The organism is Aliiroseovarius sp. CAU 1755 (assembly GCF_054482655.1).
This window is the reverse complement of the sequence record NZ_JBTLRH010000002.1, coordinates 136,681-160,635: the sequence shown is the minus strand read 5'-3', so window position 1 is coordinate 160,635 and position 23,955 is coordinate 136,681. Positions and strand designations below refer to the sequence as shown.

Sequence of the window (23,955 nt, the reverse complement as noted above, 5' to 3'; positions counted from 1 at the left end):
GACCGCACCTGCCGGTCAGCCACCTGTGTGGTTCATATGGCGGATTGTCTGACCTTGCACACCCTGACGGGAGTAATCGAAATCGTGCCCTTTGGGCTTTCGCCCGATGGCCGCGTGAATGGCGTCGATCAAGACCGCATCATTTTCCGACGCACGCAGGGGCGCACGCAGGTCAGACATGCCGTCATGGCCCAGACAGGTGTAGAGCTGGCCGGTGCAACTCATCCGCACGCGGTTGCAGCTTTCGCAGAAATTGTGGCTGAGCGGGGTGATCAGGCCGATTTTCTGGCCGGTTTCCTGCACGCGCATATACCGGGCTGGTCCGCCGGTGGTTTCATCCAGATCAGTCAGCGTCAGGCGGTCCGCCAATTGGGCGCGTAGGTCTGAAAGCGCCCAATACTGCCCAATCCGGTCCTCGGCCCCCATATCGCCCATTGGCATGACCTCGATAAAGGTCAGATCCATGCCTTTTGCCGCGCACCAATCGACCAACGAGAACAACTCATCTTCGTTGAACCCCTTCAGCGCGACCGCGTTGATCTTGACCTTCAAACCGGCCTCAAGCGCGGCATCCACGCCGCGCAGAACCTGGGGCAGGCGACCCCAGCGGGTAATCCGGGCGAATTTCGACTCGTCCAGCGTATCAAGAGAGATATTTACCCGCCGCACGCCAGCGGCATATAGGTCGTCGGCAAACCGGTGCAGTTGCGAGCCATTGGTCGTCAGTGTCAATTCGTCCAGCGCACCGCTTTCCAGATGGCGGCCCATGGCCCCGAAAAACCCCATGATTCCCTTGCGCACAAGCGGCTCGCCCCCGGTGATACGCAACTTGCGCACCCCAAGCCCGATGAAAGCTGTGCAGATGCGGTCCAGCTCCTCAAGCGTCAGAAGATCCTTCTTTGGCAGAAAGGTCATATCCTCGGACATGCAATAGGTGCAGCGAAAATCACACCGGTCCGTGACAGACAGGCGCAAGTAGGTAACCGCCCGCATGAACGGGTCGATGAGCGTCGGCGTTTCCATGCTGTAACACTAGTTGCGGGCGGTCTGGCGCGCAAGAGACGCAGGCGTCAAATCCGCCGTTGAAAGCGACACGAAATTGCGCCACGCTACAGTTATGAAACACACAATTCTTATTCCGCTTTTTTGCGTTGGGCTTGCCGGGTGTTCCGGTCTTGATATGGACAACCTCCTGCCGCGCCCGCCGCATCTTCAAAACCAACCGCGTGCGACGATGACACCTAACACGCCGCCCGCGCCGCCGATGAACGCGACGACGATCGACGATTTCGACACCGCGACTGATGAAGACAAGATGGCGGCGGCGGCGACTGCACCCGTCGACACCGGGTCCATCGGCACAACCGTGGCCAGCCTTGGCGACCCGGCGGCACCCGGGTTTTGGATGGAGACGCCCTTGGTTTCTTCAGACACGCAAGGCCGGGTGAAATCGAAAGTGACTGGACGCACGGTCAAAGTCACCCTGCGCCCCATTTCCAGCGGTGGCAGCCGTATCTCTCTGTCTGCACTGCAACTTCTGGATCTTGATCTGTCCGGGCTGCATGAATTGGTGGTCTACGGATCGTGAGCCCACGCCTGTCGGACGCGGCGTGGCTGGAACATGGGCGCGCGCGCAAGCTTGTCGCCCCATGGGCGCCTTGGGGCAAGATGCGCGCCGCGTTTCGCTGGGATATTCCCAAGCATTTCAACATCGCCGAACGGTGCTGTGACAGCTGGGCAGCACTTGACCCCGACCGCGTGGCTCTGACCCATGTGTCACAGGATGGCAGCGCGCAGGACTGGACATTTGGCACGCTGAAAGAGGCCTCGGACAGGCTTGCATCCGTCTTGCAGGCGCGCGGCTTGCGCAAGGGCGACCGGATTGCGGTGTTGCTGGGGCAGGGGCCAGAGGTTCTGATCACCCATTTCGCCGCCTACAAACTGGGCGCCGTGGTGTTGCCATTGTTTACTTTGTTCGGCGCCGATGCGTTGGCTTACCGCTTGTCCGACAGCGGCGCCCGCATGGTGGTGACGGATGCAGAAAGCCTTGGCAAGATTGATGAAATTCGCGTCAGCCTGCCTGACCTGACCGAGGTCTTCACAACCACCGCAACAGCCGGCGGGCGTGACTTCTGGGCCGAAATCGACGCTGCAACGCCCTATTCCACTGACCATTCCACTCTGGCCGAAGACCCTGCGGTGATGATCTATACCTCGGGCACTACGGGGCCACCCAAAGGTGTGCTGCACGCACATCGCTTTTTGCTGGGCCATCTGCCCTGCGTCGAAACCTATAACGAGGATGTTCCGCAGCTGGGTGACAAGGGTTGGACCCCGGCGGATTGGGCGTGGATCGGTGGGTTGATGGACCTTGCCATTCCGTTCCTGTATTTCGGTGTGCCGATCGTCAGCCATCGAATGCGCAAGTTTGACGCGCCAACGGCATATCGTCTGATCGCCACCCATAAAGTCCGCAATCTGTTCATGCCACCGACGGCATTGAAACTTCTGCGCCAGTCCGAAAGCCCAACCTTGGGTGTCGACATTCGGTCAATTGGGTCGGGGGGCGAAAGCCTTGGCGCCGGCCTTCTGAGGTGGGCACGCGACGTGCTGGGCGTCGATGTGAACGAGTTCTATGGCCAGACCGAATGCAATCTTGTCCTGTCCTCTGTCGCGGGGGCGATGGACGTGAAGCCGGGCAGTATGGGGCAGGCCATTCCGGGCCATGAGGTTGCCGTGATTGATGATCAGGGTCGCGAATGTGCGCCCGGTGAAATGGGCGAGATTGCGGTCAGAACCGGTGACCCGGTGATGTTCTTGCGCTATTGGAACCTGCCCGAAAAGACGGCCGAGAAGTTTCAGGGCGACTGGATGCGCACTGGCGATCTGGCTGTGCGCGATGGCGACGGCTATTTCACCTTTGCCAGTCGCGATGACGACGTGATCACTTCGGCAGGCTACCGCATTGGGCCGTCCGAGATCGAAAACTGCCTGATGACACACCCCGATGTGGTCATGGCCGCTGTGATCGGCGTGCCGGACCCGTTACGCACCGAAGCGGTGAAAGCAATTGTCGTCCCCCGCACAGGGGCCGATCTGACAGATCTTGGCGACCATCTGATCCAACTAGTGCGTGACCGCGTCAGCCCTCATGTGGCGCCGCGTCAGGTGGAATTTGTGGCAGATCTGCCGATGACGGCCACAGGCAAGATCATGCGACGCGCGCTGCGCGACGGGTAAAGGGCCGGACCGCTCAAGGTCTCGGCAGCGCGCTGCGTCGTGGCCGTGGCTACTGGGACGCTTCCAGCAGGTCTTGCGAATAGGGATGGGTCGCTTTCATCTGCCTGAGCGCCTCGACGTCCAGAATCTCGACAATCTCGCCATCCTTCATCACGGCCAGCCGGTCGCACATATGGCTCACAACCGACAGATCATGCGACACCATGAGGTAGGTCAGCTTATGTTCGGCGCGCAGATCGGCCAGCAGATTCAGGATTTCCGCCTGCACCGACACATCCAGCGCCGAGGTGGGTTCATCAAGCAGCAGCAGGTCCGGTTCGGGCGCCAGTGCACGGGCGATGGCGACCCGCTGACGCTGCCCGCCGGACAGTTGGTGCGGATAGCGGAACCGGAAACTCTGGCCCAACCCAACGTCGCCCAACAGCTTCACCACACGGGTATCAATATCCTTGAACCCATGCAGTTGCAGCGTCTCGCCCAGCACCTGATCCACCGAATGGCGCGGGTGAAGCGAGGCATAGGGGTCTTGGAACACCATCTGCACCGTCTTGAAGAACGCCTTGGGGCGCTTGTGGCTTATCTGTTCGCCTTCGACCGTGATCGTGCCGGACCAGTCCGGCGCAAGGCCGGTGATCGCGCGCAGAATGGTCGACTTACCCGATCCGCTTTCGCCCACCAGCCCAAAGCTTTCGCCTTCCATTACGTCGAATGTGGCGTCTTTGACCGCATCCACCCGGTCGCGATGGGTGCCGAACCAGACGTTCAGGTTTTGAACTTCCAACATCTTCATACGCGTCCACTCACACTTGGGGCGTCTGACCAGGCGGGGTCACGCTGCAACACTTCCAGCCGATCACGCGGCGCGTCCAGCCGGGGCAGAGAATTAAGCAGCCCGCGGGTATAAGGGTGCTTGGCGTCATGCAGCTTGTCGGCGTCGCAAACTTCGACGATCCGGCCCGCATACATGATCAACACGCGGTCACAGAAATCGGCCACAAGGTTCAGGTCGTGACTGATGAAGATCAGCCCCATGCCGCGTTCTTTCACCAGCTTGTCCATGATATCCAGCACCTGCCGCTGCACGGACACATCCAGCGCCGAGGTCGGCTCGTCCGCGATCAGGATCTCGGGGTTCGGGATCAGCATCATGGCGATCATGATCCGCTGGCCCATCCCGCCCGACATTTCGTGCGGATAAGCGCGCATGACCCGTTCGGAGTCGCGGATCGACACGGCCTCCAACATCTCGAGCGACTTGTTATAGGCCGCCGATTTGGACACGGAATTGTGCAGCCGATACGCCTCGATGATCTGATCGCCGATGGTCATAACGGGGTTGAGCGAGAATTTCGGGTCCTGCATCACCATGCTGATCCGCTGGCCGCGCACGTCGCGCATTTCCTTTTCGGTCTTGTCCAGCAGGTTGACGCCTTCAAGGTTGATGTGATCGGCTTCAACGATCCCCGGCGGGCGGATCAGGCGCAGGATGGCGCGGCCGGTCATCGACTTGCCCGAGCCGCTTTCACCGACGATCCCCAACCGCTCGCGCCCCAGTGTAAACGACACACCGCGCACCGCGTCAAACACGCCTTGGCGGGTCGGGAATTTCACCCAAAGGTTTTCGACATCAAGTAGCACACTCATCATTCACCTGCCTTCGGATCAAGGACATCACGCAGACCGTCGCCCAGAAGGTTGAACGCCAAAGAGACCGTGAAGATGGCCAAACCGGGCATGGTGGCGACCCACCAGTGATCCAGAATGAACCGGCGCCCTTCGGAAATCATCGCGCCCCATTCCGGGCTGGGTGGTTGCGCGCCAAGGCCGAGGAACCCAAGGCCGGCAGCGGCCAGAATGATCCCCGCCATGTCCAGCGTCACCCGCACGATCAGGGACGAAATGCACAAGGGCCAGATATGCTTGGTAATGATGCGCAGCGGACCGGCCCCCTGCAGCTTGATCGCGCTGATATAGTCCGAGGAGCGGATGGTCAGCGTCTCGGCCCGCGCAATCCGCGCGTAAGGTGGCCATGCGGTCAGCGAGATCGCCAGAACCGCGTTTTCAATCCCGGCGCCCAGAGCGGCCACGAAAGCCAGCGCCAGAACCAGACGGGGGAAGGCCAGGAAAATATCGGTAATCCGCATCAGGATCGTATCGGTCCAGCCGCCTACATAGCCCGAGATCGTTCCAACCAGCAGCCCCGCCACCGGCGCGATCAGCGCCACCAGCGCCACGATATACAGCGTGATCCGCGCGCCATAGATCAGCCGCGACAGGATGTCCCGGCCAAGGCTGTCGGTGCCGAAGATGTGACCCTCGGTTCCCAGCGGTGCCAGCCGGTTGCCCAGATCCTGCACAAAGGGATTATGCGGCGATAGCCACGGCGCGGCGGCCGCTATGAACACCAAGGCCACCAGAATGCCCAAACCGATCATCGCCATCGTATTGCTGCGAAACGACAGCCAGCCCTGATAGAAGGCGGATATCTTGGCATGGCGGCGCGAGGTCGGCGTGTCCGTCAAAAGCCACTGTTTCAGTGTTTGTTCTGTCATTGATACTGTCCCGCCCTATTTCGCGCGTGGATCAAAGACCTTGTAGAGCAGGTCAGAGAAAATATTGAGCAGGATGAAAACCAAACCCACCACAACAGTGCCGCCAAGCACAGCGTTCATGTCCGCGGACAGAAGCGCTGTGGTGATATAGCTGCCGATACCGGGCCACGAGAAGATGATCTCGGTCAGCACGGACCCTTCCAAAAGCCCCGCATAGCTGAGTGCGATCACGGTGATCAGTTGCACGCGGATGTTCTTGAAGGCGTGTTTCCAGATCACGTCCCACTCCGACATGCCCTTCACGCGGGCTGTGGTGATATACTCGGCGCTGAGCTGTTCCAGCATGAACGACCGCGTCATGCGGCTGATATAGGCGAGTGAATAATAGCCAAGCAGCGAGGCTGGCAGGATGATGTGGGAAAACGCGTCCTTGAACACGTCCCAATTGCCGTCCAATGCCGCGTCGATCAGGATCATGCCGGTCACACTGGGGACGACATCGACATAGAAAATGCCAACCCGGCCCGGACCGCCAACCCATCCAAGAATGCCATAGAAGATCAAAAGCCCCATCAGGCCGAGCCAGAAAATGGGCATGGAATACCCCACAAGGGCCAACACCCGTGCGACCTGGTCGATCCATGATCCCTTACGCACTGCGGCCAGCACGCCAAGTGGCACACCCAGAATGACGCCGAACAGAATGCCCAGCGTGGCCAGCTCTAGCGTGGCGGGGAAAACCCGCGCGATATCCTCGGACACCGGGCGCGCGTTCAGAAGCGAGGTGCCGAAATCCAGATGCAGCACGTCCCAGAGGTAATACAGAAACTGAACGATCAAGGGCTTGTCCAACCCAAGCTGCTCATACACCGCGTCATAAGTCGATTGCGAGGCGCGTTCACCAACGATGGACAGCACCGGATCAATCGGCATGACCCGCCCGATAATGAAGGTGACAAACAGCAGTCCCAACAACGTCACCGCGATCGAGCTAAGCGTTCTGACAGCCGTTTTCAGCGCCGGCCAAAGCGTGTCTGAAAGAGGCGCCCGTGTTGGGCGCCTCTCGTTATTGTCTTCGGTCAGGGCCATTTACTTGGTGACCTGCCAGTAGGCGGCAGAGGTCACGGCCTGCCCGGTCGACCAATTCATCACGTTGTCACGCAATGCAGATTGTTCGATCTGCTGGAACATGATCGCGAAGGGTGAGATCTCGCGGAACTCGGCCTGAATGTCCTGATACATCTGCACCCGCTTGTCGCGATCGCCCTCGGTTACGGCGGCCTCGACCTTCGGTGTCAGCCCGCCTGTATCCCAGGCATTCCGCCAGGCCAGAAGACCGGTGGCGTTCGCCTCGTCGCTGTTGTCGGGGTTATAGGCAAAGGTGCCCGCATTGGTTTGCGGGTCAGGATAGTCCGGCCCCCATGCCCCCAGATACATATCCAACTCGCGCGCGCGATACCGGGCAAGGATCTGTTTCGCCGTGCCCACGGTGATGTTCAGCGTGATTCCAGCCTGCGCGAAGGTGTTTTGCAGCGATTGAGCGATCTCCATGCGTTCCTGCGCCTCGCGCACGCCTGTTTCGATCTCAAGCCCTTCGACACCGGCAGCCGCCAGCAGTTCCTTGGCCTTTTCGATGTTCAGCGAGAAGGGATTTTCCTCGGACGCGCCAAGATAGGTGGCGGGCAGGAAGTTCTGGTGGATCGTATACTGCCCCTTCAGGAAGCTGTCTTTCATCCCCTCATAGTCGATCAGGTATTTGATCGCCTGACGAACCTCAGGCTTGGACAGCTCAGGGTGCTTCTGGTTCAGAGACAGATACATCAGACGGCCTTTCAGCTCGTCCTCGACCTTGATGCCGCCAGCTTCCATCACACCGGCAATATCTTCCGGGTTCAGGTTGCGGGCGATGTCGATGTCACCACGCTCCAGCAGCAAACGTTGCGACGCGCTTTCCAGCACGTGCCGCACGATCACCCGCTCCATCGTCGGCGCGCCGCCGTAATAGTCCGGATAAGCTTCAAGCGTCACGCTTTCATTGGGCTTCCAGCCTGCCATCGTATAGGGACCGGAGCCAGCCGAGTTGGTTTTCAGCCATGTGTTGCCCATGTCGCCGTCAACCTCGTTGGCCATGACGGTTTCTTTGTCGACAATCCCGCCAATGGTGGCCGTCAGACAGTTCAACACGAACGAGGTCGCGTATTGCTTGTCCGTCGTGATCATCAGCTTGTTGCCGTCGGCCTTGATGGTCTCGGTCGCGTTTTCGGGGGTGAACCCGAACTGGGTCAGGATGAACGCAGGCGTCTTGTTCAGGATCACCGCGCGTTGCAGCGAATACGCCGCATCTTCGGCGCGCACCGGGTTGCCGGAATGGAACGTGACCCCTTCACGCATGGTGAAGGTGATGGTCTTGCCGTCCTCGCTGACCTCCCAGCTTTCGGCAAGGCCGGGTTGGTAGCCTGCGGCAAGGTCAAGCGGGTCCAGGTAGACCAGACGGCTATAGACGTTGCGGCTGATGTCCGAGCCTGCAAACTCAAAGCTTTCCGCCGGGTCCAGCGTCGTCACATCGTCGATACGGTTGGCGATGACCAGCATGTTGGCGGGCGTTTCCGCGTAAGCCGCAAAGGAGGATACCCCCATCGCCACGCCAATCGCAGCACTTGTCAGTAATCTATTGATAGCATTCATGTTTTGAACCTCTCCTGTTCAGTTTCATTTCGGGCTGCGCGCGCGGCGGGGTTATTGCCCCCAGGTTTTCTCCAACACTCGCAACCAGTTTTCTTGGCAAAGCTTGGCGATCAACGCCTCGCCATACCCATGCTGCGCCATGGCGTGCCTCAGCTTTGGCAAGCCGGCGCAGGACGTCAGGTCTTCGGGCACGATCGCCCCGTCATAGTCTGATCCAAGCCCCACACGGTCTTCGCCCAAATGGTCGATCAGGTGATCAAGATGACGCAACATCTGTTCCAACGGGACATCTGCCACCATGCGGCCATCGTCGCGCAGGAAGGCAACGGCGAAGTTCAGCCCCACCATACCATCACTTTCACGGATTGCGGCAAGTTGTTTGTCAGTCAGGTTGCGACTGTGCGAGCAAATGGCGTGGGCGTTGGAATGCGTGGCCACCAAGGGCTTGGTCGAATGGCGCGCCACGTCCCAGAACCCGGCTTCGTTCAAATGCGACAGATCGACCATGATGCCAAGCTCGTTGCAGCGTCTGATCAGCCTTAGCCCGTGATCGGTCAGCCCGTCGCCGATATCGCCGGTGCTGGGATACCGAAAGGGCACGCCATGGCCAAAGATCGTCGATCTGCTCCAAACCGGGCCAAGCGATCGCAATCCGGCCTGATACAAGACCTCCAGCGTGTTCAACTCGGCGTCGATGGCCTCGGCGCCTTCGATGTGGAAGATCGCGGCCATCTGACCGGCCTTCAGCACATCGCGGATCTGGGCGGCACTGCGGCACACCGTCAGCGCGCCGCGCTTTTCCAGATCAAACAGAATGGCGGCCTGCGCCATCACCACGGGGAAGGCGTCTTCCCAATCAATGGGATCGGGCAGTGGCAAGTCATAGCTTGGCTTGGTCATTTGCTCGGTCTTGAAATCAAGATCGGTGGGCGAGGGGATGTAGACCGCGAAAAACCCGCCGCCGAAACCGCCGGCCTTGGCACGCGCAGCGTCAATGGCGCCAACCCGCCCGGTCAGGAAGCTGTCCGCCACAGCAAGGCCGCCGGCGCGATACAGCTTTAGCAGGACGTCGTTGTGCCCATCAAAGACAACTGGAGCAGTTGGATCGGTCACGTGTGATTTCCCCCAAGAAACACCTGAACAGCTTATTGCAGTATTTCTCATGGACCAGTGTAAAGTGCATGATAAAAGATCATAGCCCCATTACCAATACGCAGAGAGTCCCATGCCCACGAAGACTTGGCACAGCTTGCCGGAATACCAAGCCCTGCGCGCCCTGATGGAAAGCGGCACCACCTCGAAGGCGGCGATCCGGCTTGGGCGGTCGCAATCTGCCGTCAGCCGCTCCATCGCACATTTGGAGGCGCGCACCGGCCGTATCTTGTTCGAACGCGAAGGCGGGCGGCTGCGGCCAACCAACGAGGCGGTGCAGATGAACCGCCGTCTCGACCCGCTTTTCGAGGCGCTGGACCGGATCGATGGCCCACCCGAGCGAGCACAGGAAACCCTGCGCATCATTGCCCCGCCCACCTATGCCCACCGGTTCCTGGTCCAGCACATCGCTAATTTCCTGAAGACCAACCCGCATTTTTTCATCAGTCTTGAGGTGTCGCCGTCCGAAGATGTCATTCGCGGCGTTTTGGAGCGGCGCTTTGACCTGGGCGTCACCGGGGTCGAACTGTCGCGCAGTGGCGTGAAGCTGACCCCTTATCGCAACTCAAGCGCGGTTTGCGTCATGCCCAACGACCACCCGCTGGCGGGGCGTGATATCATCCACCCCGAAGACCTGCACGGACAGGCCTTGGTCGCGTTGACACACCGCCACGCCCGCCGCGCCCAACTCGAGAAGGTCTTGCACGCCAGCCGAAGCACACCGCGTATCGTTGCCGAGGTCTCGACCTCGTTCGCCGCGGTCGATCTGGCGAAAGAGGGCTTGGGCCTGACCATCGTGAACCCGTTTCCGATTGTGCAATACCGCTCTGACGACGTGGTGTTTCGCCCCTTTGCGTCGCAAATCGACTATCGGAGCTATTTTGTGACCAGCGACCACCGCCCCACACCCGGCATTGCGCGTGCGTTCATGCGCCACCTCAGGCTGCACACGGCAAAAGATCCGTTCTCGGACAAAGCCTGAGCGGTGTCAGGTGGGGTCAGGGCAGATACTTACCGGCCTCTTTGCGGGCAAATGCCTTCATCTTGTCTCCATGGGCGACAAGAAAGGCGCGGGTGCGGTCGGGGTCGTGCTTTGACAGATCGCGCAGCCACCATGCCACGGCTTTCTGAATGAACCAGTCGTGGTCCTCGACATACCCCTCGGCCCATCCCAACACGCGGTCGCGGATCGCAAGTTCGTCAGGTTTCGGGAAGTTCTGCTTGGTCCAGGGCAGGGTGATCACAAGGGCGGCGCGGCGGGTCCACATGTGGTCCGATCTGGTCCAACCCTCAACGGTGTCGATGCGCGCGGGGTCGGCGACCAGCCGCTTTTGACCGGCCATGCAGACATGATCGGCAATTGCCCAGCTGTCGAATTCAGGCAGCCAGCATTGGATCAACGCCCAAGCCGCGTCGTCCGGGCGCAAACGCGCTTGGGTCAGCAGCTTGGCCGCCGCGATGCGCGCTTCAAAGATGTCGCTTTGCCAGAGCTGGTCGGCCAGCGCTACACGCTCCTCGACCGTCAGGGTTTGGCGCCAGCTTTTGGTCAGATCATTCAGCGCTGGGTTTGGTATGCCCAGCACTTCGCGCGTCTGCTTGTGATAGGCGGCCATGCCTTCGGCGCGACCTTCTTCCACATGCGATTTCAGCGCGGCGAGGGCATCATCCAGCGTCATTCGACCGTGACCGACTTGGCAAGGTTGCGCGGCTGGTCCACATCGGTGCCTTTGGCAATCGCGGTGTGATAGGCCAAAAGCTGGGCCGGGATCGCGTAAAGGATTGGCTGAACAAGTTCGGGCGCTTCTGGCAGGGCAAGTGTTTGCCAAACCCCGTCGCCCGCCTCTTTCGCGGCGCGTGCGTCTGACACCAGAACCACGCGGCCGCCGCGTGCCATGACCTCTTGCATGTTGGACACCGTCTTGTCGAACAGCTTGTCATGGGGCGCCATCACCACGGTTGGGGTGGCCTTGTCGACCAGCGCAATGGGTCCGTGTTTCAGTTCACCTGACGCATAACCTTCGGCGTGTATATAGCTGATTTCTTTTAATTTTAGCGCGCCTTCGAGCGCCAAAGGAAACATCTGCCCGCGCCCCAAAAACAGCACATCGCGTGCTTCGGCCAATTGCGCCGCGATCTTTTTGGTCGCCGCGTCAATGGTCAGGGCGTGGCTCATCAGGCCGGGCAATTGGCGCAGTTCAAACAGGTGCTGCCGCAGGCCGGCGTCGTCCAGATGACCGCGATCATGCGCCGCTTTCAGTGCCATGATTGCAAAGCAGGTCAACTGGCAAGTGAATGCCTTGGTTGAGGCGACCGACACTTCCGGCCCCGCATGGATTTCCACCGCCACGTCGCTTTCGCGCGCGATAGAGCTTTCGGGCACATTGATCAGGCTGACGATCTTGTCCACCTTACCTGCCGAGTAGCGCAACGCGGCCAGCGTATCGGCGGTTTCGCCCGACTGGCTGACGAACAGGCCCAAGCTGCGGGGTGCAAATGGCGCTTCGCGATAGCGAAATTCGCTTGCCACGTCGATGTCGATGGGCAGGCGGGCGTAGTGTTCAAACCAGTATTTCGCCACCAGACCTGCGTAATAGGCGGTGCCACAGGCGACGATGGACAGGCGGTCGACATCGGCAAAATTGATACCGCCCATGTCCATGGTGATCTGGTCGCCTTGCACATAGGCATTCAGCACTTCGCCAACCACGGTCGGTTGCTGGGCGATTTCCTTCGCCATGAAGTGCTTGTAGCCGCCTTTTTCGATCCGGGCTGCGTCAAGGCGCACCTGTTTCATCGGGCGGTTGGCAAGGCGCCCTTCGGCGTCGAATATCTCGGCCCCGTCGCGGGTGATGACGGCCCAGTCGCCTTCTTCCAGATATGTGATCTTGTCGGTCATCGGGGCCAGCGCGATGGCGTCAGAGCCCACGAACATCTCGCCCTCACCATGTCCAATGGCCAGCGGGCTGCCTTTGCGCGCGGCGATCATCAGGTCGTGTTCACCGTCAAACAGGAAGCACAGCGCAAACGCGCCTTCCAACTCGGACAGCGTGGCGGCCACGGCCTCTTTCGGCGTTTTGCCGCGTGCGACGTGGCTTTGGGCCAGCAGGGCAACGGTTTCGGTGTCGGTCTCGGTCGAGAACTCCAACCCTTCTGCCGCAAGTTGCGCGCGCAGCTCGCGGAAGTTTTCGATGATCCCGTTATGCACCACCGCGACCGATCCTGCCTGGTGCGGGTGGGCGTTGTCGGTGGTCGGCGCGCCATGGGTGGCCCAGCGGGTGTGACCGATGCCGGATTTCCCTGCCAACGGGTCATGCACCAGCATGTCCGACAGGTTCACCAATTTGCCGACGGCGCGGCGGCGTTCCAAAGACCCCGCCTCGTTGATCGTCGCAATCCCAGCACTGTCATAACCGCGATATTCCAGCCGCTTCAGCGCCTCAACCAAGATGGGTGCGGCCTCGTGATTGCCCAGGACCCCTACAATTCCACACATTTCAGGATCCTTTCATGCGCTTGGCCTTGGCGGCCTTTAGCTTTGCAAACAGTTTGACGGCAAGGCCGGGTTTGACCTCCATCTTGGCGCGGGCGACCGCCATGGCACCGGCGGGCACATCTTTGGTGACCACGGTGCCGGTTGCCGTCATCGCCTCGTCCCCGATGGATACGGGGGCCACAAGGCAGGTGTTTGACCCGATGAACGTCCGCGCGCCGATGTCCGTGTGGTGTTTGGAGACACCGTCATAGTTGCAGGTGATGGTGCCTGCGCCGATATTGGCGTGCTCGCCGACACGCGCGTCGCCCACATAGGACAGGTGGTTGACCTTCGCGCCTTCTTCGATCTGGGCGTTCTTGATCTCGACGAAATTGCCCACCTTGGCGTCATTGGCCAGTTCGGCACCGGGGCGCAGGCGGGCATAGGGGCCGACCACCGCGCCGCGCGAGACGTGGCAGCCTTCGAGGTGTGAAAACGCGCGGATCAATGCGCCGCTTTCAACGGTCACGCCGGGGCCGAACACCACGTTGGGTTCCACCACCGTATCGCGCCCGATGACGGTGTCATGGGCAAAAAAGACCGTGTCGCGAGCAATCAGCGTGACACCATCTTCCAGCGCGGCGTCGCGGGCGCGGGTCTGGAACACCTGTTCGGCGGCGGCCAGTTCGGCGCGGGAATTGATGCCGAGGGTTTCCGCTTCGTCGCAGGTTACCACCGAGGCGGTCAGACCGCGCGCGCGGGCGACCGACACGATATCGGGCAAGTAATATTCGCCCGCTGCGTTGTCGTTTCCAACCCCGTCCAGCAGGTCGAACAGAAGCTTAGCGTCTGCTGCAACAACGCCGCTGTTACAAAGTGTTACGGCGCGTTCTTCATCTGATGCATCTTTGAATTCAACGATGCGATCCAGCCCGCCATCCTTGACGATCAAGCGCCCATAACGGCCGGGGTCTGCGGCCTCAAAGCCCAGCACAACCACGTCTGCGCCCTTCGTGCGCGCCGCTGCCATCGCCTCAAGCGTCTCGGTGCGGATGAAGGGCGTGTCGCCGTAAAGCACGATCGCGTCGCCGGTGAACCCGTCCAGCGCGGCCCGCGCCTGTTGAACCGCGTGACCGGTGCCCAACTGTTCTTCCTGCACGGTGATGGATATCTCGGGGTCGATGTCCTTGGCCGCAGCTTCGACCATCTGGGCGCCGTGACCCACAACCAGCACCGCGCGATCCGGCAACAAAGCAGCCCCCGATGCCAACGCATGGGCAAACAGCGGAGCGCCTGCAATCTCGTGCATCACTTTGGGCAGGTCGGAATTCATCCGTGTTCCCTTGCCAGCGGCAAGGACAATCAGGGCGGTCGCCATATCTATCTGCTCTTCCAATTTCTTTTCGCCCGTTTTACCCCTTGGGGCGCGGCTCGCAAGCGAAAGCTGTTCAATTAACCTTACGCGAGGTTACAGGCTTGGCGGGGAATTGCCAGAGGCACCAAAGACAGAGGTCAACATGACGAACCCACAAACCCAAGGGCGCCGCACGGTGATCTTCGATCTGGATGGAACATTGGCAGATACGTCTGGCGATTTGATCGCGGCGGCCAATGCGTGTTTCATCTCGCTGGGGCATGGCGAGGTTCTGGACCCCCAAGCGGATCAGCTGACGGCCTTCCACGGCGGGCGGGCGATGCTGCGTCTTGGCTTTTCGCGGCTGAATGGTGGCGACGTGGACGAGGCCGATGTGGATCGCGAGTTCCCCAATCTTTTGATCGCCTACGAGGACGATATCGACCGCCACACACGCCTGTATCCCGGCGCGATGGAGGCGGTCGCGCGACTGCACGGCAACGACTATGCGGTGGGGATTTGCACCAATAAGCCCGAGGGGTTGGCGCGGCTGTTGTTGACCCGTCTGGGGATTCTGGATCGTTTCACCTCGCTGATCGGGGCGGATACACTGCCGACCCGCAAGCCTGACCCAGCCCCCTTTGTTGCGGCGGCGCATGGGGCGGGTGGCGATCCGGCCCGCGCGCTCTTGGTCGGTGACACCGAAACGGACCGCCTGACCGCACGGGCCGCAGGTGTGCCGTGCATCCTTGTGGGCTTTGGCCCCGAAGGGCCGGGTGTCGCGCGGCTGGCACCCGAGGCGATGCTGGGTCATTTCGATGATCTGGATGCAGTGGTTGCGCGTCTGATCGGTTGATCCATTGACGCCGAGCGGCTTCCTGCGCAGGCTCACCACATGACAGAGCGATTCACTGGCAGCTTCACCCAGCAAGAACCGATTCCAGAGGACGGGATTGCCGCGGCAATGGAGGTGCTGCGCCACGGGCGCTTGCACCGCTACAATGTGGCCGAGGGCGAGACGTCCCACACAGCCTTGTTGGAGCAGGAATTCGCCGCCCTGATGGGGTCGAAATACGCGCTGGCGGTGGCGTCAGGCGGGTATGCCATTGCGACCGCCCTGCGCGCGATTGGGGTAGGGCCGGGCGATCAGGTGCTGACCAATGCCTTTACGCTGGCCCCTGTGCCCGGTGCCATTGCCTCCGTCGGCGGCGCGCCGGTATTTGTCGAGGTCACCGAGGCTTTGACAATAGATCTGGACGATCTGGCCGCAAAAGTCGCCGGGCCGGACGCGCCGAAGGTTTTGCTGCTCAGCCATATGCGCGGACATATCTGTGATATGGACCGGCTGATGGAAATTACGGATGCGGCTGGTGTGACGGTGATCGAAGATTGCGCCCACACGATGGGCGCGCGCTGGAATGGCACCCTGTCAGGGCGTCATGGAGCGATGGCGGCCTATTCGACCCAAACCTATAAGCACGCGAATTCGGGTGAAGGTGGGCTTCTGATCTCGGACGATCCCGACCTGATGGCGCGGGCGATTGTGCTGTCAGGCAGCTATATGCTGTATGAACGGCACCTGGCAGGGCCACCACCCGAAGCTTTCGAGCGAATAAAATACCTGACGCCCAACATCTCGGGTAGGATGGACAATTTGCGCGCGGCGATCTTGCGCCCGCAACTGGCGAAGTTGGATGAGCAGTGTGGGGCGTGGAACGCGCGCTATCGTGTCGTCGAGGAGGGGCTGCGAAACACGCCCGGCCTGACACTGATCAATCGCCCTGAGGCGGAAGCCTATGTCATGTCCTCGTTTCAATTCCTGCTGTTGGATTGGGCCGAGGCTGATGTGCAGCAGGTCGTGCAAAAATGCGCAAACCGTGGGGTCGAACTGAAATGGTTCGGCGGGGCCGAGCCGACCGGCTTCACCAGCCGTTATGACAGTTGGCGCTATGCCCAGTCGCCAAAATTGCCGCAGACCGACCGCGTTCTGAAAGCCGTGTTGGATCTGCGCCTGCCGCTGACGTTCAGCCTTGAAGACTGTGCCATGATTGGCCGGATTATCCGTGATGAGGTGTCGACGCGCTTCCAATCCGGGGCCTGACATCGGCGACTGAGACCCTTTGTGACGCTGCGTGCAATTGCTTGCGTATTGACCCGAATCGTCGCTTGCGCGCATAACTGAACAAGCGTTCAATAAACCTGACCACCAAGAGGGGCAGCACATGTTCAATCACTCCATGAATTTCGACCTGGGCGAAGACGTCAATGCAATGCGCGAGATGGTGCACCGCTTTGCACAAGACCGGATCAAACCGATCGCCGGTGAAGTGGACCAGAAGAACGAGTTTCCCAACGAGCTGTGGAAAGAGTTTGGCGAGCTGGGCCTTTTGGGTGTGACCACGCCCGAAGAATACGGCGGTGCCGGCATGACCTATCTGGCGCATGTTGTGATCGTGGAAGAGATCGCGCGGGCCTCGGCCTCGGTCTCGCTGTCCTACGGGGCGCATTCGAACCTGTGTGTGAACCAGATCCGCCGCAATGCGACCGAAGAACAGAAACAGAAATACCTGCCCAAGCTGATTTCGGGCGAGCATGTGGGCGCCTTGGCCATGTCCGAGGCGGGTGCGGGGTCGGACGTCGTTTCGATGAAACTGCGCGCCGAGAAGCGCAATGGCTACTACGTGCTGAACGGCACCAAGTTCTGGATCACCAATGGCCCGGACGCAGACACTTTGGTCGTCTATGCTAAAACCGACCCGGACGCTGGTCCCAAGGGCATCACCACTTTCATTATCGAGAAGGATATGAAGGGCTTCAGCACAAGCCCCCATTTCGACAAGCTGGGGATGCGCGGGTCGAACACCGCCGAGCTGATCTTTGAAGATGTCGAAGTGCCGTTCGAAAATGTGCTGGGCGAAGAAGGAAAAGGCGTGAACGTTCTGATGTCCGGGCTCGACTATGAACGCGTCGTTCTGTCGGGCATCGGCACCGGCATCATGGCCGCCTGCATGGATGAAATCATGCCCTATATGAAAGAGCGCAAACAGTTCGGCCGCCCCATTGGGGACTTCCAGCTGATGCAGGCCAAAATCGCGGATATGTATACCGCGATGAACTCGGCCCGCGCTTATGTGTATGAGGTCGCCAAGGCGTGTGACCGTGGTCAGGTGACCCGTCAGGACGCCGCGGCCTGTGTGCTTTATGCGTCTGAGGAGGCGATGAAGCAGGCCCACCAAGCGGTGCAGGCGATGGGTGGCTCGGGCTATATGAACGAAACCCCCGTCAGCCGCATGTTCCGCGACGCCAAGTTGATGGAGATCGGCGCCGGCACCTCGGAAATCCGCCGGATGCTGATCGGGCGCGAATTGATGGGCAAGATGTGATGCGCATCCGGGGGTTTATCTTTGCTGCGCTCGTGGCTTTGGCCTCTCCGGCCACAGCCCAGGACATGACCTATAGCTTCCACCCCACAACGGACTGCCTGTCCGCCATGGGGGACGATGGCGACCCGATGCGCTGCGTTGGATCGGCGGCCAATTATTGCATGGAAGCAACCGAAGGCGGGTCAAGCACGGTTGGCATGTCGTCCTGTCTTGGGCTGGAATACGAGGACTGGGATCGCCGCCTGAACCGCGCCTATGGGCTTTTGATGACCCGGTTGAAGGCTGAAGATGAAGAAATGGCAACGCTTGGGTCAGCAGCCCCCAAACAAGCCCCTGCGCTTCTGGACATGCAACGCGCTTGGATCACCTTCCGCGACGCGTCGTGCGACTATGAACGGTCGAAATGGGGTGGTGGCACAGGCGGCGGCCCTGCTTCTATCGCCTGCATGCTCCAACTGACCGCCCGCCAGTCGCTTGCGCTGGAGGCCGATCTGAACGGCTACGGCGATACAATCTGCAACCACGAAGGATGCTGAGATGAAACTGAATTCCCAAGCCACGCCCGGTTCCGAGGCGTATAAAGCCAACCGCGAGGGCCATCTTGAGGCGCTGCAAGTTGTGGCTGACGCTGCCGAGGCCGCCGTGATGGGTGGCGGGCAGAAATCGCGCGAACGGCACCTGAGCCGTGGCAAGATGCTGCCGCGCGACCGGGTGTCGAACCTGCTCGATCCCGGATCGCCGTTCCTCGAGGTCGGGGCGACCGCCGCGCATGGCATGTATGACGGGGCTGCGCCTTGTGCCGGTGTCATCGCGGGCATTGGTCAGGTGCACGGGCAAGAGGTGATGGTGGTCTGCAACGACGCCACCGTCAAAGGCGGCACCTATTATCCGATGACCGTGAAGAAGCACCTGCGCGCGCAAGAGATTGCCGAGGAATGCAATCTGCCCTGCATCTATCTGGTCGATAGTGGTGGCGCCAACCTGCCCAATCAGGACGAGGTGTTCCCGGATCGCGATCACTTTGGCCGCATTTTCTATAACCAAGCGCGTATGTCCGCCAAAGGCATCCCGCAGATTGCCGTGGTGATGGGGTCGTGCACCGCCGGGGGCGCTTATGTGCCTGCCATGTCGGACGTGACGATCATCGTGAAGGAGCAGGGGACGATCTTCCTTGCCGGTCCGCCCTTGGTGAAGGCCGCGACGGGCGAGGTCGTTACGGCCGAAGACCTTGGTGGCGGCGACGTGCACACGCGCTTGTCCGGTGTAGCAGATTATCTGGCCGAGGATGACGCCCACGCGCTGGCCTTGGCGCGGCGCGCGGTGGAAAGCCTGAATCGCACCAAGCCGATGACGGTGAAATGGCAGGAGCCGGAAGAACCGGCCTATGATCCGGAGGAGTTGCTGGGCGTGGTGCCTGCCGACCTCAAGACGCCTTACGACATCCGCGAAGTGATCATGCGCATCGTCGATGGCTCGCGCTTCGATGAATTCAAGCCGCGCTTTGGCGACACTCTGGTCACAGGATTTGCGCATCTGAAGGGCTGCCCCATCGGGATCATCGCCAACAATGGTGTGATCTTCTCGGAAGCCGCCCAGAAGGGTGCGCATTTTGTCGAACTGTGCAGCCAGCGCAATATACCCTTGGTTTTCCTGCAAAATATCACCGGGTTCATGGTGGGTCGTAAATATGAGAATGAAGGTATCGCGCGCCACGGCGCCAAGATGGTGACGGCTGTGGCAACGACGAACGTGCCGAAGGTGACCATGGTTGTGGGCGGCTCTTACGGGGCTGGCAACTACGGCATGGCTGGACGCGCATACCAGCCGCGTTTCATGTGGTCCTGGCCGAACTCGCGGATTTCCGTGATGGGGGGCGAGCAGGCGGCGGGCGTGTTGGCCACCGTAAAGCGCGACGCCATTGAGCGTCAGGGCGGTGAATGGTCGGCGGAAGAAGAAGCCGCCTTCAAACAACCCACCATCGATATGTTCGAGGAACAGTCCCATCCCCTCTATGCCTCGGCGCGGATGTGGGATGACGGCGTGATCGACCCGCGTAAATCGCGCGAGGTGCTGTATCTGTCGCTGCTGGCGGCGCTGAATGCCCCGATCGAGCCGACGAAATTCGGCGTGTTCCGGATGTAAGTCTTGGACACGAACCTCGTCATATATTGCGGGCTGACGCTGTTGATCCTTTATTCGCTGGCCGAGCAGATTGCGCCCGTGCCGCGCAAAAGTGGGATTGCGGGCTGTGTGGTCGGCTTTGTCTATGACGGGGATACGGTCGAGCTGAAATGCCCCGACCGCACGCGCACTGCCCGGCTGGTGGGGTTTGACACGCCCGAGACGAAGGACGCCGGATGCGCTGCTGAGAAGGCACTGGGTGACAAGGCCACGCGCCGTCTGCGTGTGATCGTTGAAAGTGCGGACCTTACGCTGCGCCACGAAGGCCACGACAAATATGGGCGCGAGTTGGTGCGGTTGTCAGCGGACGGACAAGATGTTGGTAAGACGCTGATCCGCGAAGGATTGGCGGTGGCCTATACTGCCGGCGCACGGATCAATTGGTGTGACCGCTTGGGCGGCTGACTTTTTTGACGCTCCGGATTGAGGGGCGAGTTGAAATTCCGGGGCGCACTGCGACCCCACCCGAAGGAGGAACCTTGATGTTCACAAAAATCCTGATTGCCAACCGGGGCGAAATTGCCTGCCGCGTGATCGACACCGCCCGCAAGCTGGGTGTGACCACGGTGGCGGTTTATTCCGACGCCGACGCGGCCGCGCGCCATGTGAAAATGGCGGACGAAGCCGTGCATATCGGCCCGTCGCAACCCGCGCAGTCTTACCTGAAGGGTGATGTCATCATTCAGGCAGCACTTGATACCGGCGCGCAGGCGATCCATCCGGGTTATGGGTTCCTGTCGGAAAACCCCGATTTCGTGGATGCGGTTGAAAAGGCCGGGTTGGTCTTTATCGGTCCGTCGTCAGACGCGATCCGCAAGATGGGTCTGAAAGATGCCGCCAAGAAACTGATGGTCGAGGCTGGCGTGCCCGTCGTGCCCGGCTATCACGGTGCAGACCAAGACCCCGTGCTGCTGGCGTCAGAGGCTGACAAGATGGGCTATCCCGTGTTGATCAAGGCCGTGGCAGGCGGTGGTGGCAAGGGGATGCGCCGGGTTGATGATCCCAAGGACTTTGCCGACGCGCTGAAATCTGCGCAGGGCGAAGCCCAGACCGCTTTTGGCAACGCTGACGTGCTGGTCGAAAAATACATCCTGTCTCCGCGCCACATCGAGGTTCAGGTCTTCGGCGACGGCACCCACGCGGTGCACCTGTTCGAACGCGACTGCTCGCTGCAACGTCGCCACCAGAAGGTGATCGAGGAAGCCCCTGCGCCGGGCATGACCGAAGAGGTCCGCGAGGCGATGGGACAGGCGGGCGTGCGCGCAGCCGAAGCCATCGGCTACAAGGGCGCAGGCACGGTGGAATTCATCGTCGACGGCGCAAACGGCCTGCGCACCGACGGGTTCTGGTTCATGGAAATGAACACACGCCTGCAAGTGGAACATCCCGTGACCGAAGCCATCACCGGCGTCGATCTGGTCGAATGGCAATTGCGCGTGGCCTCAGGCGAGGGGCTGCCGAAGCAGCAGGACGAACTGTCCATCAACGGCCATTCCTTTGAAGCGCGGCTCTATGCCGAGGACGTGCCGAAGGGTTTCCTGCCCGCCACCGGCACGCTGACCCATCTGAAATTCCCCGAAGGCGCGCGGGCCGATACTGGCGTGCGGGCGGGCGACACGATCAGCCCGTTCTATGACCCGATGATCGCCAAGATCACCGTGCATGCAGGATCACGTGCGGCGGCTCTGCGGCAATTGTCGTCGGCGCTGACCCATACCGAGGTGGCGGGTTCCGTCACGAACCTCGCCTTTCTCGGGGCGTTGACCCGACACGAGGGCTTTGCGGCAGGCGATGTGGATACCGGACTGATCGAACGCGATCTAGAGGCGCTGACCGCCGACCCCGGCCCAAGCATGGCTGATGTGGGGGCAGCCGCGCTGTGTGCACTGGATTTGCTAAAGCGCGAAGGGTCGGGCTTTACGCTCTGGGGTGGATTGAACCACTTTGTGACACTGACCCATGCCGAAGATACATATGAGGTTGTTGTGACCTCTTATGGTGCTGACCGTCATGTGATCACCGTTGGGGAAGACAGCATCGAGGCCACGTGCCTCAATGGCCAATGGAAGATGGGCGGCGACCGCGGGCCGCGCGTCGCAATGGCGGGCAATGTCGTGACCGTCTTTGCGCAATCCGGGCTGGAATTCCACATCGTTGATCCGTTGGACCAAGACGCGGGCGCGGGTGCAGGGGCCGGTGTGGTCGAAGCACCGATGCCGGGTCTTGTGAAAGCCGTCTTTGCCAAAGCAGGGCAGGTGGTCAAGCAAGGCGACCGGTTGGCCATTCTGGAAGCCATGAAAATGGAACACAGCCTGACCGCCGCGCGCGATGGTGTCGTGGCCGAGGTGCTGGTTGCCGATGGCGATCAGGTCGAAGCGGGCGCGCCGCTTGTGCGGCTTGAGGAAGAACAGGAGGAGGCCGCCGCATGATCAAGCTGCATCATGTGCCGTGGTCGCGCTCCTTCCGGGTGTTGTGGCTGTTGGAAGAATTGGGCCTGCGCTCGACGATCGAATGCTATTCGATCACCGATGGGTCGCTGCGCCACCCGGACTTTCTGGCGATCAGTCCCGCAGGCCGTGTGCCCGCGCTGGAAATCGACGGGCAGGTGTTGTTTGAAAGCGGCGCGATCGTCGAATACCTCTGCGAAACACGACCCGAGGCCGGGCTGGGCCGCGCACCGGGTCATCCGGAACGCCCCCGCTATCTGGAATTCCTGCATTTCGCTGAAACGCAGGCGGCGTTGATCGCCAACCTCAATCTGGCGCAGGTGTTTCTGCGGGACCCGGCGGCACGTTCGCCCTTGCTGATCAAGCTGGACACCAAGCGGCTGGAAAAGACGCTTGCCCCGTTAGAGCGGCGATTGGGCGCGCAGGACTGGTTGCTCGCGTCGGGCTTTTCGGGCGCGGATGTGATGTTGGGCTTCAACCTCTTTGCGGTGCCGTTCTTCGTGCATCTGGACGATTTTCCGAACCTGCGCGCCTATATCGACCGGGTGAAGGCGCGCCCCGGCTGGCAGGCGGCGGCGCAGATCGAAGGGCCGCAAAACTTCTATGCCCAAGACTTCTATGAGGTGCCCGATGGCTGACTATGTCGAAATATTCGAGGTCGGCCCGCGCGACGGGCTGCAAAACGAGAAACGCCAGATCCCGACCGAGGACAAGATCGCGCTGGTTGATCTTCTGTCCGGTGCGGGTTTCAAACGGATCGAGGTCGCGAGCTTCGTCAGCCCCAAATGGGTGCCGCAAATGGCGGACAGTGCCGAAGTGCTGGCAGGGATCACGCGGGCCAAGGATGTGTCCTATGCGGCGTTGACGCCAAACCTGCGCGGGTTCGAAGGCGCGCTGGCGGCCAAGGCGGACGAGATCGCGATATTCGGCTCGGCGTCTGAGGGGTTCTCCAAGGCCAATATCAACTGCACTATCGCCGAAAGCCTTGAACGCTTTCAGCCCGTGGCGGATGCGGCGCGCGCGGCGGGGATCATGATGCGGGGCTATATCTCGTGCGTGACCGACTGCCCGTTCGACGGGCCGACCCCGCCCGACAAGGTGGCGTGGGTGGCCGATCAGCTGATCGCCATGGGGTGTTATGAAATCTCGCTGGGCGACACGATCGGGCAGGCGACACCCGCAAGCATCGACGCGATGCTGGATGCGGTGCTGAGCGTGGCGGGTCCAGATATGTTTGCGGGCCATTACCACGACACGGGGGGCCGGGCCTGCGACAATATCGAGGCGTCGTTGAAAAAGGGTCTGCGCGTGTTTGACGCTGCGGTGGGTGGCCTTGGCGGTTGCCCCTATGCCCCGGGAGCTCAAGGTAACGTGGCGACCGAGGCGGTGCATGACCGCGTCACGGCGCTGGGCTATTCGACCGGGTTGGACCGGGACATTCTTGAAAAGGCTGCCCAGATGGCGCGGCAAATGCGGGCAGGGGACTGAT

The 23,955-nt window shown here is 60.9% G+C and carries 22 protein-coding genes; 12 read left to right on the top strand and 10 right to left on the bottom strand.

The features are described from left to right. Nucleotides 1-15: 15 nt before the first annotated feature. On the bottom strand, nt 16-1,023 hold the full coding sequence (gene moaA / locus ACXYMP_RS07980; protein WP_298565868.1) for a GTP 3',8-cyclase MoaA: 1,008 nt from the start codon (nt 1,021-1,023) through the stop codon (nt 16-18). Nucleotides 1,024-1,117: 94 nt separating this feature from the next. On the opposite strand from moaA, the gene ACXYMP_RS07975 reads away from it, so the two are divergent. Beyond that, nucleotides 1,118-1,588 (top strand): D-galactarate dehydratase, encoded by a 471-nt coding sequence (locus ACXYMP_RS07975; RefSeq protein WP_458905535.1) that lies wholly within the window; start codon nt 1,118-1,120, stop codon nt 1,586-1,588. Next, complete coding sequence (locus ACXYMP_RS07970; protein WP_458905533.1) at nt 1,585-3,240, top strand: AMP-binding protein; 1,656 nt, start codon at nt 1,585-1,587, stop codon at nt 3,238-3,240. Before ACXYMP_RS07975 ends, ACXYMP_RS07970 begins: the two co-directional genes overlap by 4 nt. A 49-nt stretch (nt 3,241-3,289) precedes the next feature. On the opposite strand, the gene ACXYMP_RS07965 is transcribed toward ACXYMP_RS07970, so the two are convergent. The 6 genes from ACXYMP_RS07965 to ACXYMP_RS07940 are packed head-to-tail and all read right to left on the bottom strand — an operon-like array spanning nt 3,290 to nt 9,590. Next, complete coding sequence (locus tag ACXYMP_RS07965) at nt 3,290-4,030, bottom strand: ABC transporter ATP-binding protein (RefSeq protein ID WP_458905531.1); 741 nt, start codon at nt 4,028-4,030, stop codon at nt 3,290-3,292. Continuing rightward, a complete protein-coding gene (locus tag ACXYMP_RS07960) occupies nt 4,027-4,884 on the bottom strand; it encodes an ABC transporter ATP-binding protein (protein WP_298565876.1) in 858 nt (285 codons plus the stop codon). The genes ACXYMP_RS07965 and ACXYMP_RS07960 overlap by 4 nt, the downstream gene beginning before the upstream one ends. Continuing rightward, a complete protein-coding gene (locus ACXYMP_RS07955) occupies nt 4,884-5,792 on the bottom strand; it encodes an ABC transporter permease (RefSeq protein ID WP_248363774.1) in 909 nt (302 codons plus the stop codon). Before ACXYMP_RS07955 ends, ACXYMP_RS07960 begins: the two co-directional genes overlap by 1 nt. A gap of 15 nt (nt 5,793-5,807) precedes the next feature. Further along, entirely contained in the window at nt 5,808-6,881 is a 1,074-nt protein-coding gene (locus ACXYMP_RS07950; protein ID WP_458905528.1) for an ABC transporter permease, read from the bottom strand. Then, nucleotides 6,882-8,477, bottom strand: a complete 1,596-nt coding sequence (locus ACXYMP_RS07945; protein ID WP_458905526.1) for an ABC transporter substrate-binding protein — start codon at nt 8,475-8,477, stop codon at nt 6,882-6,884. It abuts the gene before it with no gap. Between the two features lie 51 nt (nt 8,478-8,528). Continuing rightward, entirely contained in the window at nt 8,529-9,590 is a 1,062-nt protein-coding gene (locus ACXYMP_RS07940; protein WP_298565885.1) for a dipeptidase, read from the bottom strand. A gap of 112 nt (nt 9,591-9,702) precedes the next feature. On the opposite strand from ACXYMP_RS07940, the gene ACXYMP_RS07935 reads away from it, so the two are divergent. Next, complete coding sequence (locus ACXYMP_RS07935) at nt 9,703-10,611, top strand: LysR substrate-binding domain-containing protein (protein WP_298565887.1); 909 nt, start codon at nt 9,703-9,705, stop codon at nt 10,609-10,611. Between the two features lie 16 nt (nt 10,612-10,627). Here ACXYMP_RS07935 and ACXYMP_RS07930 read toward each other — a convergent pair whose 3' ends face one another. From ACXYMP_RS07930 to glmU, 3 genes are read right to left on the bottom strand one after another with little or no spacing between them, the layout of a single operon-like run. Then, nucleotides 10,628-11,305, bottom strand: a complete 678-nt coding sequence (locus ACXYMP_RS07930) for a DNA alkylation repair protein (RefSeq protein WP_458905523.1) — start codon at nt 11,303-11,305, stop codon at nt 10,628-10,630. Further along, the gene (gene glmS, locus ACXYMP_RS07925) at nt 11,302-13,122 is read right to left on the bottom strand and encodes a glutamine--fructose-6-phosphate transaminase (isomerizing) (protein WP_458905521.1); all 1,821 of its coding nucleotides are present in this window, start codon (nt 13,120-13,122) and stop codon (nt 11,302-11,304) included. Before glmS ends, ACXYMP_RS07930 begins: the two co-directional genes overlap by 4 nt. 1 nt (nt 13,123) lies before the next feature. Then, the gene (glmU, locus tag ACXYMP_RS07920; protein ID WP_458905519.1) at nt 13,124-14,479 is read right to left on the bottom strand and encodes a bifunctional UDP-N-acetylglucosamine diphosphorylase/glucosamine-1-phosphate N-acetyltransferase GlmU; all 1,356 of its coding nucleotides are present in this window, start codon (nt 14,477-14,479) and stop codon (nt 13,124-13,126) included. A gap of 139 nt (nt 14,480-14,618) precedes the next feature. Here glmU and ACXYMP_RS07915 point away from each other — a divergent pair, with 139 nt between their 5' ends. The 9 genes from ACXYMP_RS07915 (at nt 14,619) to ACXYMP_RS07875 (ending at nt 23,954) form a co-directional block, all read left to right on the top strand. Continuing rightward, the gene (locus ACXYMP_RS07915) at nt 14,619-15,311 is read left to right on the top strand and encodes an HAD-IA family hydrolase (protein WP_298565897.1); all 693 of its coding nucleotides are present in this window, start codon (nt 14,619-14,621) and stop codon (nt 15,309-15,311) included. Nucleotides 15,312-15,350: 39 nt separating this feature from the next. Beyond that, nucleotides 15,351-16,556: a DegT/DnrJ/EryC1/StrS family aminotransferase gene (locus ACXYMP_RS07910; RefSeq protein ID WP_298565900.1), complete on the top strand. Its 1,206-nt coding sequence runs from the start codon at nt 15,351-15,353 to the stop codon at nt 16,554-16,556. Between the two features lie 121 nt (nt 16,557-16,677). Continuing rightward, nucleotides 16,678-17,838: an isovaleryl-CoA dehydrogenase gene (locus ACXYMP_RS07905; RefSeq protein ID WP_248370296.1), complete on the top strand. Its 1,161-nt coding sequence runs from the start codon at nt 16,678-16,680 to the stop codon at nt 17,836-17,838. Next, on the top strand, nt 17,838-18,374 hold the full coding sequence (locus ACXYMP_RS07900) for a lysozyme inhibitor LprI family protein (RefSeq protein WP_458905516.1): 537 nt from the start codon (nt 17,838-17,840) through the stop codon (nt 18,372-18,374). The genes ACXYMP_RS07905 and ACXYMP_RS07900 overlap by 1 nt, the downstream gene beginning before the upstream one ends. A 1-nt stretch (nt 18,375) precedes the next feature. Then, nucleotides 18,376-19,980, top strand: coding sequence for a carboxyl transferase domain-containing protein (locus ACXYMP_RS07895; RefSeq protein ID WP_458905514.1), 1,605 nt, complete (start codon nt 18,376-18,378; stop codon nt 19,978-19,980). A gap of 3 nt (nt 19,981-19,983) precedes the next feature. After that, nucleotides 19,984-20,424: a thermonuclease family protein gene (locus ACXYMP_RS07890; RefSeq protein ID WP_458905512.1), complete on the top strand. Its 441-nt coding sequence runs from the start codon at nt 19,984-19,986 to the stop codon at nt 20,422-20,424. Between the two features lie 77 nt (nt 20,425-20,501). After that, a complete protein-coding gene (locus tag ACXYMP_RS07885) occupies nt 20,502-22,448 on the top strand; it encodes an acetyl/propionyl/methylcrotonyl-CoA carboxylase subunit alpha (RefSeq protein WP_458905511.1) in 1,947 nt (648 codons plus the stop codon). After that, nucleotides 22,445-23,104, top strand: a complete 660-nt coding sequence (locus ACXYMP_RS07880; RefSeq protein WP_458905509.1) for a glutathione S-transferase family protein — start codon at nt 22,445-22,447, stop codon at nt 23,102-23,104. Before ACXYMP_RS07885 ends, ACXYMP_RS07880 begins: the two co-directional genes overlap by 4 nt. Continuing rightward, a complete protein-coding gene (locus ACXYMP_RS07875; RefSeq protein WP_458905507.1) occupies nt 23,097-23,954 on the top strand; it encodes a hydroxymethylglutaryl-CoA lyase in 858 nt (285 codons plus the stop codon). The genes ACXYMP_RS07880 and ACXYMP_RS07875 overlap by 8 nt, the downstream gene beginning before the upstream one ends. Nucleotide 23,955 lies beyond the last annotated feature (1 nt).